10 protein-coding genes are annotated in these 9364 nt (G+C 63.7%); 5 read left to right on the forward strand and 5 right to left on the reverse strand.

Annotated features, from left to right (window positions below):
- Positions 1 to 98 precede the first annotated feature (98 nt).
- Positions 99 to 329, reverse strand: a complete 231-nt coding sequence (locus NLI89_RS14270) for a hypothetical protein (protein ID WP_254687619.1) — start codon at positions 327 to 329, stop codon at positions 99 to 101.
- Positions 330 to 352: 23 nt separating this feature from the next.
- Positions 353 to 679 carry a hypothetical protein gene (locus tag NLI89_RS14275; protein ID WP_254687620.1) on the reverse strand — a complete coding sequence of 109 codons (327 nt, stop codon included), beginning with the start codon at positions 677 to 679 and terminating at the stop codon, positions 353 to 355.
- Between the two features lie 265 nt (positions 680 to 944).
- Here NLI89_RS14275 and bamA point away from each other — a divergent pair, with 265 nt between their 5' ends.
- Positions 945 to 3554, forward strand: coding sequence for an outer membrane protein assembly factor BamA (gene bamA, locus NLI89_RS14280; RefSeq protein ID WP_439144518.1), 2610 nt, complete (start codon positions 945 to 947; stop codon positions 3552 to 3554).
- A 176-nt stretch (positions 3555 to 3730) separates the two neighbouring features.
- Here bamA and NLI89_RS14285 read toward each other — a convergent pair whose 3' ends face one another.
- Positions 3731 to 4600 (reverse strand): 3-hydroxybutyryl-CoA dehydrogenase, encoded by an 870-nt coding sequence (locus NLI89_RS14285; RefSeq protein WP_254687621.1) that lies wholly within the window; start codon positions 4598 to 4600, stop codon positions 3731 to 3733.
- A 71-nt stretch (positions 4601 to 4671) separates the two neighbouring features.
- Here NLI89_RS14285 and NLI89_RS14290 point away from each other — a divergent pair, with 71 nt between their 5' ends.
- Both NLI89_RS14290 and NLI89_RS14295 read left to right on the forward strand, forming a co-directional pair.
- Positions 4672 to 5823, forward strand: coding sequence for a DUF1176 domain-containing protein (locus tag NLI89_RS14290; protein WP_254687622.1), 1152 nt, complete (start codon positions 4672 to 4674; stop codon positions 5821 to 5823).
- Between the two features lie 220 nt (positions 5824 to 6043).
- The gene (locus NLI89_RS14295; RefSeq protein ID WP_254687623.1) at positions 6044 to 6385 is read left to right on the forward strand and encodes a hypothetical protein; all 342 of its coding nucleotides are present in this window, start codon (positions 6044 to 6046) and stop codon (positions 6383 to 6385) included.
- A gap of 109 nt (positions 6386 to 6494) precedes the next feature.
- Here the strand turns inward: NLI89_RS14295 and NLI89_RS14300 are convergent, their stop codons facing one another.
- Positions 6495 to 6806: a DUF1272 domain-containing protein gene (locus NLI89_RS14300; RefSeq protein WP_254687624.1), complete on the reverse strand. Its 312-nt coding sequence runs from the start codon at positions 6804 to 6806 to the stop codon at positions 6495 to 6497.
- 129 nt (positions 6807 to 6935) lie between these two features.
- A complete protein-coding gene (locus NLI89_RS14305) occupies positions 6936 to 7085 on the reverse strand; it encodes a hypothetical protein (protein WP_254687625.1) in 150 nt (49 codons plus the stop codon).
- Positions 7086 to 7260: 175 nt separating this feature from the next.
- On the opposite strand from NLI89_RS14305, the gene NLI89_RS14310 reads away from it, so the two are divergent.
- Positions 7261 to 8331: an alpha/beta hydrolase gene (locus tag NLI89_RS14310; protein WP_254687626.1), complete on the forward strand. Its 1071-nt coding sequence runs from the start codon at positions 7261 to 7263 to the stop codon at positions 8329 to 8331.
- A 484-nt stretch (positions 8332 to 8815) separates the two neighbouring features.
- Positions 8816 to 9259, forward strand: a complete 444-nt coding sequence (locus NLI89_RS14315) for a hypothetical protein (protein ID WP_254687627.1) — start codon at positions 8816 to 8818, stop codon at positions 9257 to 9259.
- Positions 9260 to 9364: the final 105 nt, after the last annotated feature.

Raw genomic sequence — 9364 nt, forward strand, 5'->3', positions numbered from 1 at the left:
CTACAACAGTCCACATGCGGGATCGTCGATCGTCCCGATCTTCACCAACCTGAATCAATAAGAATTATCCTTACATTGGACATGAAAAGCCGTGACCGTCACGAAGCCTGTTCTGCGACAGGTCCGTAACTTGCCGCCCCCGTCCTCGCCGCGTTTCGCCGGGCGAAGACTATCCGCGATATGCGGATCGGTGCCAGCGTCGCTCTGGTCCACAGGATACCGCCCCCCGCGGCATTCCTGGCCCGCGCGATCGCGAACCGCACGCTGTGGCTGATCGACGGATATCCCGCCGCGCCGACCGTTCCCGCCGCGCTGATCATCCCCGGCATGCTGACCCGTCCTCCGGCCGCGCTCATTGGAAGGTCGCCCCGGCCGCGATCGCCTTGGACGGGCTCAGGCCCTGCTGTTCGAGGAACTGGTTCAGCCCCGCCACCAGATCCTGCGCCGCGCTGCTGGTCAGCGCGATCCGGCCGACGACGACCCGGTCGATCCCTGCCGGCTGGCGGGTATGGTCGCAGCGCGCGCTCTCCAGCGTCAGCACGATCACGCCGCTAAGGTTGGCGAGCCCGGTGAAGCCGGTCGCGAAGATCTCGGGGGCGAACGGGTTGTCGACGATCGGCGGCGATGCGCCGGGGCGGATGGGTTCGGGTGTCGACACGCCTTTGATGGCAACGCGCATGATCGGCCTTTTCGTGACGCAGGCGAGGGGTCGTCCTGCATCGCCGTCGCTAGGGGCCGCGGGTGTCCGGTGAATGTCCCCCTGCCGCACCGCGTGACAGGACTGCGACATAGCGTAGGCCACGCGCCCGATCGTGCCCCGATCGCACGCGCGCCCGGATGCGCTCGCCCGGCCATGTTGCACGTCTGCGATCTCCCGTCACACCGGAACATCCCGGGGAAACATGCCCCCCACAGCGCCGCCCTTCACCCCCGGAGACGCAGGCATGATGTTGGATTTAGGCGCCGGTTCCCTGGCTTTGATACTCGCCGGGACGATGGCCGCACCGGCGACGGCACAAACCCGGGTGCCCCCCGCACCCGCACCCGCGCCCGGACCTACGCCCGCCGCGGTTGCCGCCGGCACCATCAGGACCCTGCGCGTCGAGGGCTCGCAGCGGATCGAGCCCGAGACCGTCCTCAGCTATACCAAGCTGCGCGTCGGCAAGCCCTACACCACCGAGACGCTCGACCAGGCGCTGAAGGATCTCCAGGCCAGCGACCTGTTCGCCGATTATTCGATCGCCGGCGTCGCCGATGGCAACATCGTGTTGCGCGTGCGCGAGAACCCGATCGTCAACCGCATCGTGATCGAGGGCAACAAGGCGCTCAAGAGCGACAAGATCACCAAGGAGATCAAGCTCGCCCCCCGCCAGATCTTCACCCGCACCGCGGTTCGCCAGGATATCGCCCGGATCATCGAACTCTATCGCCGCCAGGGCCGGTTCGGGGCGGTCATCGATCCCAAGATGGTCAACCTCGACCAGAACCGCGTCGACGTCGTGTTCGAGATCAGCGAGGGCCCCAAGTCGAAGGTCCGCCAGATCAACATCCTCGGCAACACCGTCTTCTCGCAGGACCAGATCCGCGCGCAGATGGCGACCAAGCAGGCCCGCTTCAAACGGCTCCTCTCGTCGGCGACCAGCTACGATCAGGATCGTCTCAGCTACGACCAGCAGAAGCTCCGCCAATTCTACCTGACGCAAGGCTATGCCGATTTCCGCGTGACCTCGGCCGTGGCGGAACTGACGCCCGACAAGAAGGACTTCATCATCACCTATGTGGTGGAGGAGGGTAAACGCTATAAATTCGGCGACGTCACCGTCGACAGCCAGATCCGCGACTTCGACGGCAAGAAGCTGGCCGCCACGCTCCCGCTGAAAAAGGGCGACTGGTACAATGCCAAGCTCGTCGAGGATTCGGTCGACAATTTGAGCCAGACCGCAGGCCTGTTCGGCTACGCCTTTTCCGAAGTGAACCCCGAGTTCGCGAAGGACGCCGACACGCTGACGATGGGGATCAACTTCAACATCGCCGAGGCCAAGCGCACGTACGTCGAGCGCATCGAGATCAACGGCAATACGCAGACCAAGGACAAGGTCGTCCGCCGCGAGATCCGCCTCGCGGAGGGCGACGCGTTCAACAGCTTCCAGGTCAAACGCTCGGAGGACCGGATCAACTCGCTCGGCTATTTCCAGGACAAGATGACGATCAAGCAGCTGCCGGGCTCCGCCCCCGACCGCGTGATCCTGGAAACCAACCTCGAGGAGAAATCCAGCGGCGAACTGCAACTCTCCGCCGGCTATTCCAGCCTGGAGAACTTCATCGCCTCGGCCAGCATCACGCAGCGCAACTTCCGCGGCATGGGCCAGGAACTGCGCGCCAACGCCAGCATCTCGAGCTATTCGAAGTCGGTCAGCCTGGGCTTCACCGAACCCTATTTGTTCGATACCAACGTGGCGCTCGGCGGCGATATCTTCCGTCGCGACTATAGTTCGTCCAGCACCACCGGCGACAGCGACGACACGACCTACCGACAGGTCTCGACCGGCTTCCAGGTCCGCGCCGCCGTCCCGCTCACCGAATATTGGTCCGCCACCGCGCGCTACGGGCTGTCCTACGACCAGGTCACGCTCGACGAGGACACCTACTACACCAACGGCGTGTGCGATCCCGGGATCGCGGGCACGTATCTGTGCGACGCGGTCGGCAATCGCTGGACCTCGTCGGTCGGCTATTCGCTGGTGTTCGACAACACCAACAGCCGCGTCCGCCCGACCAAGGGCAGCAAGCTCAGCATCAGCCAGGACTTCGCCGGCCTCGGCGGCGACACCAAATACATCCGCAGCACCGCCAACTACACCAAGTACATGAACCTCGGATCGAGCTTCATCCTGTCGGCGCATGCCGAGGGCGGGTATATCAAGGGCCTGGGCCAGGACGTCCGGCTCACCGACCGCTTCTATCTCGGCGATCCGCAGATGCGCGGCTTCGACATCCGCGGCGTCGGCCCGCGCGTGACGCGCACCTATTACGACACCTCGACGATCCCCGCGACGCTGTCGAGCACCAGCAGCTCGAACACCCAGACCGCGCTCGGCGGCACCGCTTATTACCAGGCCCGCCTGGAACTCGAACTGCCGATGGGGTCGGGCGCGCGCGAGCTTGGCCTGCGTCCGTCGATCTACATGGACGTCGGCGCGGTGTTCGGCGGCAAGACCCCGACGCTCACCGACACCTGCGCCGCCGCCAACGCCGCCTCGACCGCATGCGTCGCCGGCACCCGCCAATACACCAACGGCTCGGGCGAACTGCTGTACCTCGATTCGGCAGGCTCGAGCACGACGACCAACACCGGCACGCCCTACACCTATTCGCTCGGCACCTATAAAGAGACCTATTCGGGCAACACCGCCAGCCCGCGCCTGTCGGTCGGCGTCGGCGTCAACTGGACCTCCCCGTTCGGGCCGCTCCGCATCGATGTCGCCAAGGCCCTGCTCAAGGCCCCCGGCGACGACGACAAGCTCATCACCTTCAACATCGGCGGGCAGTTCTAGGGCGGATCGATCCACCCCTTTCCCGCCAGGGGAGGCAAGCGACAATCATCGCGTAGCCTCCCCAAACCACAAGTGCCGGTTGCGCACCCTCACCCGCACGCCCCTGTTTCCCCGCGAAGGCGGGGACCCAGACTGGACTCCCGCCTTCGCGGGAGAACAGGGAAGTGCAGCACCCCTCACCGCGTAGGCACAGGCTCCGCCCCCGAATAGTCATAGAACCCGCGGCCCGTCTTCCGCCCGAACCACCCGGCCTCGACATATTTCACCAGCACCGGCGCCGGCCGGAACTTCGGATCGCCCGTCCCCTCGAACAGCACGCGCGTAATCTCCAGGCACGTATCCAGCCCGATGAAGTCCGCCAGCGTCAGCGGCCCCATCGGATGGTTCAGCCCGAGCTGGCACGCGAGATCGATGTCGCGCACGCTCGCCACGCCCTCGCCCAGCGCGAAGCACGCCTCGTTGATCATCGGCATCAGCACGCGGTTGACGATGAAGCCCGGCGCGTCGTTCGCATGCACCACCTGCTTGCCGAGCTTTTCCGCGAACGCCTCGACCGCCGCCACCGTCGCGTCCGACGTCGCCAGCCCCCGGATCAGCTCGATCGGCCGCATCACCGGCACCGGGTTGAAGAAATGCACCCCCATGAACCGCGCCGCATCGGGCGCCGCCTGTGCCAGCCGCGTGATCGGGATCGACGACGTGTTCGACGCCAGGATCGCATCCGGCCCCAGCACCTTGCCGACCTCCGCGAAGATCTGGCGCTTCACCGCCTCGCGCTCGGTCGCCGCCTCGACGACGATCGCACAGTCGCCCATGTCCGCCACACTCGCGACCGGCTCGATTCCCGCCAGCGCCGCATCGCGCGCCTCGCCCGCGATCTTCTCCTTCTCGACCAGCCGGCCAAGCGCCTTGGCGATCCCCGCCTTGCCTTTCTCGGCCGCCTCCAGCGACACGTCCGCCAGCAGCACGCGGTACCCCGCCTGTGCCGAAACCTGCGCGATGCCCGCGCCCATCTGGCCTGCACCAATCACACCGATCGTCTGCACATCTCTCTCCTGATTTGTTGCCCCCTCCCTAGCCGCTTTTCCCCGCGCTGCCAGCGCGCTAGGCTGCAATCATGCTGAGCAAACCGATCTTTTCCGCCCTCGCGCCCCTCGTCATGCTCCCGCTGACGACGGCCTGTTCGCCAAGCCAGCCCACGCCGCAGCCCAAGGCCGACTCCGCGCCCGGGGCCAGCACCGAGCCCGCGCCCGCCACTCCGACGGCACCCCAGCCGCCCCCCACGACCGACACGCACGCGCCGCCAAAGCCCGGCACGACCAAGACCTTCACCGACTGGACCGTAGGCTGCGACAACGGCTTACGCTGCACGCTCGGCTCGCTCCTCCCCGACGCGAGCATCGGCGAGGACACGATCACGCTCAACCTCACCCGAGATCCCGGCTCGGTCGCAAGCGGCGGCGGCACAGTCTCGCTGGCGATCGAAACCCGCAACGACCAGGCCGCCACCAAGCGCCCGCCCGCCAGCTTCACCGTCGACGGCAAACCCATAGCCCTGCGCGACGCCGCCGCCCTCGCCGCCGCGATCGCCAACGCCCAGTCGCTGAAGATCCTCGACGCGAACGGCGCCACGCTCGCCACCGTTTCGCTAAAGGGCGCCGCCGCCGCGCTCCGCTACATCGACGCGCAACAGGGCCGCGCCGGCAGCACCGACGCGATCGTCGCAAAGGGCCCCGCCCCCTCGCGCGCACCGACCCCCGCCCTCCCCGTCATCGCCGCGGTCGCACCGTCGGGCAGCGCCGCAAAACTCACCCCCGCGCAGATCGCGACGATGCGCAAACGCGGCACCTGCGATCTCGGCAACTTCCCCCCCGGCGCGGACCCGGAACTGTTCGCCCCCGAAGTCCACGCGCTGGGCGGCGGCAAGTCGCTCGCGATCCTCCCCTGCTCGACCGGCGCCTACAATCTGATCGGCGCGCTCTTCATCATCGACGGCGCGAAGATCACGCCAGCCGAGACCGACGCCCCGTCCGGCTTCGAGGAAACCGGCGCCGACTCCGGCACGCGGGTAAGGAGCGTCGTGAACGGCTCTTTCGAGAACGGCATCCTGACCAGCTACGCCAAGGCCCGCGGCCTGGGCGACTGCGGCGTGATCCAGGGCTTCGTCTGGGACGGCACCCGCCTGCGCCTGTCCGAACAATCCGAAATGGGCGAATGCCGCGGCAACATCGACTACATCACCACGTGGCGCGCGAAAGTGGTCCGCTAACCCCCTCCCCTTCAGGGGAGGGCCGGGGTGGGGCATCGCCAAACAATCCCCGCCCGGCTGAACGACCAACGCGGCAGCAGCCCCCCAAACAGAGCTCCCACCGCACGCACGGCCGCTTGCCTCGAGCACCAAGCCGATGTCTCGAATGGGAAGGTTAGCTGCCGTTCGTTGTATGAACCGCTATAGCCGCAGGGCAGTGATCGGAGTAAGGTTCCACGTGATGAAACCTTACAATCTTGCGTTTGCCATCCTCGTAGCAGAGTATGGATATGCCTTGAGCTATCAGGCCGCCAACGGTCCTCCCCAGTATTCGGAGCAGATCGTTAAAACTCATCAATATGGTGAGACCGTCGTCGATAGTGTCACCTTTCATTGCGTCCAAGACAGGCAGGACAACTTAGGTCGCACAGCTACGTTGATAGGCAGCGGTGTAAACCGACGCTTTGGCTTGAACGAACTGCTGCTTGCCTTGGGGCTTGATCCGACGGGCACCGATGCGGATTTTCTCACGGCGGGGAAGCATCTCGATACAGCGACGGTTGAACGCCTCGCTCCTGCATGAGCACCTCATAGGAATTGACCACAATCGGGCGTAAGCGGAATGGCCGGAATGAAGAGGAGAGCGGACCGTCTGCTCTTGGGAAGCCAGATGGCAATAGCCACCGAACTGATTACCGCTCCTCGGGCGAGATGTGCCGCACCCGAACAGACAATGCCTCAATGTCAGCTAGATCGTAATTGAGAAAACGCCGTTGTGAAGAAGGGGGGCGCTTCGCGACTGACAATCCGGGCCGCCACTCGGTTGCTGGGCGGATCGGCCTGGGGGTAAACCCACCGCCGCAGTTGGGGCAGACATCCTGTAATCTGTTGTCGACACAGTCTGAGCAAAACGTGCATTCATAAGTACAGATTCGAGCTTCGGTTGCTTGAGGTGGAAGATCGCGGTCGCAAAACTCGCAGTTTGGCCGAAGTTCGAGTGCCAATGACTTCTCCCTGTTACCGATGGCGTTGTCCTACGGCCGGCGTTCGAGGAGAACAAGCAGTCCGTCTGAAGCGTCCGCTTACGGGCGATCAGAGGCTCATCCTGAATCGCCGTCATTGAGCGTCTGCGGTCATCCGAAGAAGATCCACAATGCCACTCCGCCAACTAGGAAAGGCCCCAACAGAGCCGCCGCACCGCCAACCCACCCCCATTTACGGTAAGCAACTTCGACCATACCTTCCCAGAAGCCTTCGACGATTATCTCGGCGATCCATGTCATTGTGACACGATGTAGGAGGACATGAAGGTCCGCAATCGGGAAACGTCGTCCCTCGCCTGAAGGCGCAACGAATGGGCGTTCTTGTCCGAGCCGGCTTTCTCGCGAGGATGATGTTTAGGGAATGGCCGGTCGCGTCGTATCATGGCGACCACAGTAGAATAGGCGGGGAGCCATCATGACCAGCAAAGGACGCACGCACAGCTTCGCTTTTGCCAGTGTATACCTGATGCTTTCCGGCCCGGTGCACGCACACCCCGATGCCTCCCGAGCGGCTTCAATACAAGCGGAGCAGGTGCGGATCAAATCCGAACCGGGTGTCATGCTTGCTGGCGAATTGCATGTCCCGCGTTCCGGCGAGACGCGCAAGCCTGCGGTGCTGCTGCTGGGTGGAGGCGGCGCTTCACCTCACGGCATTTATCCGCTGTTGGAGGCAAGGCTACATGCAAAGGGAATAGTGACGCTCAGCTTCGACAAACGAGGTGTAGGCCAATCGACGGGTACGTTCGATGATGCGATGGAACCCGCGCAACGCGATGCCCGCGCGGCGCTTGCCTATCTGCGATCGCGCGATGACCTCGTCGACAAGGATCGCATTGCGATATTGGGGTTGAGCCAGGGGGCAGTGATCGGGCCGGCGCTTGCTGTCGAGAACCCGCCTATTGCCGCTGTTGTCGCGCTGGCCGCCCCGGCGGGAGAGCGCGGGGTGATGTTCCTCGATGCGATGCGGCTGAAACTGGCGGCGTCTGGGATGGAGGCGAAGGCTGTCGAGCACGTCGTCGGCGCTACGCGCTTCTATCTCAATGCACTGACGACAAATGCCCCTCGTGCAACGATCGCTGGTGGTCGCATGGCATTGGTCCAGTCGTTTGTCGCCGGTGGATGGAAGCCGGATCAGGCCGAAGGTGCGGTGAAAACATTGGCCGATCCGGCAACGTCCTCCCTATACACCGTTGCCGCCAGTCAAGTCCTTTCGCAGGTTCGCGCACCAGTTCTGGCGATTTATGCGGCAGACGACACGGTCGTATCCAGCGCACTCAGCATACCGGAGGCGAGGCGCGCCTTGAGCAAGAACAAGGATGCTACAATCGTCGTGATGCCCAACGTCGAACACGGTTTCAAACCGCTTGTTTCAACGGCATCCGGAAAGAGGGACTATCAAGGATGGCCTATATCTGATCCGGCCACCCTCGATCTAATAACTGAGTGGCTCCCCCACCGCCTTCTTCAAACCGTAAGGGGCAAATAGATGCTTACCCGGCAACCTGCCTCGCGCGCGCATGATGTCGTGCGTCTAAATGCCATCTGATCTTCCCGAAAGGGAACCTGGCAGGGCAGCGATACGGCCTGGTGGCGCTGACAGCCGTCGGGTTTATCCGCTTTCCGGAAATCTTTGGCCGTTTGCCGGTTCCCAAAACGCCCGCTCGGAGATGGAAAATCGGGAATCATCGCGGCGAACATATGTCCGCTTTCGCGGAGCGCGAATTTCGCACCGGGGTGCCCGACTATTGGCGAAATCATTATAGCCGGTCGTGAGAGGATTGCGGACAGGCGATGTCTCGAAACCGCTATAGTTTCTTTAGGCACGGTCGATAACAAGTGCGATTACCGCACTTGATTACGATCAATATTTTATAGTTGCGTTCGTCAGACTACGGGTATTATGCTAATACAACAAAGCGCGCTATAAGCGAAATTTCGTGGCTGCAGAGATTAGGCATAGGGGAAATACCATGCGCAGGATCATATTCGCGGCCGCAACATTGGCAGCATTGTCCGCGAGCATGGCGCAGGCGCAGACCGCTGGTTCGTCCGCGCCATCGGGCCAGCCGTCGATCAGCACGTCGCCGAGCGATTTTTCCGATACGTCGCTCGATCGGCAAACCAACTATCGCCGACTGGATGACGAAGTCGCGGGATCCAGCCGGCTCCTGCGTCAGTTCCCCGCGAGGCTCAAGGATATCGAGCAAGGCTTGGAGGTTCGCGACGCAGAGGGCCTCGTCGTCGGCACGATCGCAAAAGTCGCCAACGGCTTTGCCGTGGTGGCGAGCGCGAGCGGGGTCGGAACCGTGGAAGTGGACGTGGGGTCGTTCGCGCGCAACAAGACCGGCTTGCTGATCAACCTGCCGAAAGCCAAGATCGATGCGATGATGACCCGCGCTGCCCCGGCCGGATAACGCGGCCCGTCGAGACGAATGACCGGCCATCGCGACGTCTCGAGCTCAGCGATCCGCGATAGGGCTAAAGAACCGGCGGTCCTTAGCGGGCAGTGTCGGCTTTTG

It is taken from the genome of Sphingomonas faeni (assembly GCF_024273235.1).
GTDB classification, from domain to species: Bacteria; Pseudomonadota; Alphaproteobacteria; order Sphingomonadales; family Sphingomonadaceae; genus Sphingomonas; species Sphingomonas faeni_A.